Source organism: Marinifilum sp. JC120 (genome assembly GCA_004923195.1).
Classification (GTDB): domain Bacteria; phylum Desulfobacterota; class Desulfovibrionia; order Desulfovibrionales; family Desulfovibrionaceae; genus Maridesulfovibrio.
The window spans coordinates 1-855 of record RDSB01000096.1; the positions used below are offsets into that span (position 1 = coordinate 1).

Below are 855 nucleotides of genomic sequence, written 5' to 3' on the forward strand. Positions count from 1 at the left end.
AACATTTCTTCAGGCTTAACCATGCATTCCGATTGCAGCTTGCATCCATTGCATCGCTTGAATTGTCCACACCATTGATTTTTATCAATAGTCGTAGTCATACGGATAGTCCTGGTATTGTTCCATCACATCCTGAGGATGCTCTTCGAACTCTTCAAATTCTTCTTCCATATATCACCTTAAATAGTGGATTGCGGTAGTAAAGATTGTGCCTGTCTTTTAACCACATCAGGCTCGGTGGTTCTCGTGTACCCCTACAGCAACATTTCTTCAGGCTTAACCATGCATTCCGATTGCAGCTTGCATCCATTGCATCGCTTGAATTGTCCACACCATTGATTTTTATCAATAGTCGTAGTCATACGGATAGTCCTGGTATTGTTCCATCACATCCTGAGGATGCTCTTCGAACTCTTCAAATTCTTCTTCCATATATCACCTTAAATAGTGGATTGCGGTAGTAAAGATTGTGCCTGTCTTTTAACCACATCAGGCTCGGTGGTTCTCGTGTACCCCTACAGCGAGAAATCGGATAAACTATTACAACCCCTACAGTTTGATGAGTATAGAAATGGATCCACTCGTTATTCTCGGACGAGTGTTCAGTAATGAACCTCTGGAGAGAACCATGTATATGATCGTTATCTGGGTTGGACTTCTGCTTTTAAGCCCAGATAACTGGCCTGAATATGTTAATGAGAGAATCGGTATTCCTCATGTGTGGCATGTTTTCGTCTTTGCTCTTGCATTTTCGCTAGCAATTAATGTGCATCGATTATCAGCTATTGCCAGCGCCAGATATAAGCGATTTAAGCTAAGAAAACGCATTAAGATGCAAAACGATAAAGTGCGATC

General features: G+C 41.6%; 3 protein-coding genes. 1 reads left to right on the plus strand and 2 read right to left on the minus strand.

Annotated elements, in window-relative coordinates; genetic code table 11:
* Both D0S45_20540 and D0S45_20545 read right to left on the minus strand, forming a co-directional pair.
* Positions 1-101: restriction endonuclease (locus tag D0S45_20540; protein TIH07831.1), on the minus strand; the 101-nt coding region annotated here is incomplete at its 3' end.
* Between the two features lie 153 nt (positions 102-254).
* Positions 255-362: a hypothetical protein gene (locus D0S45_20545; protein TIH07829.1), complete on the minus strand. Its 108-nt coding sequence runs from the start codon at positions 360-362 to the stop codon at positions 255-257.
* A 266-nt stretch (positions 363-628) separates the two neighbouring features.
* Here D0S45_20545 and D0S45_20550 point away from each other — a divergent pair.
* On the plus strand, positions 629-855 hold a 227-nt coding region (locus tag D0S45_20550; GenBank protein ID TIH07830.1), incomplete at its 3' end, for a superinfection exclusion protein B.

Excerpts from the sequence above, each read along its gene's own strand:
- D0S45_20545 (TIH07829.1), bottom strand. The coding sequence starts at position 362 with ATGACTACGACTATTGATAAAAATCAATGGTGTGGACAATTCAAGCGA.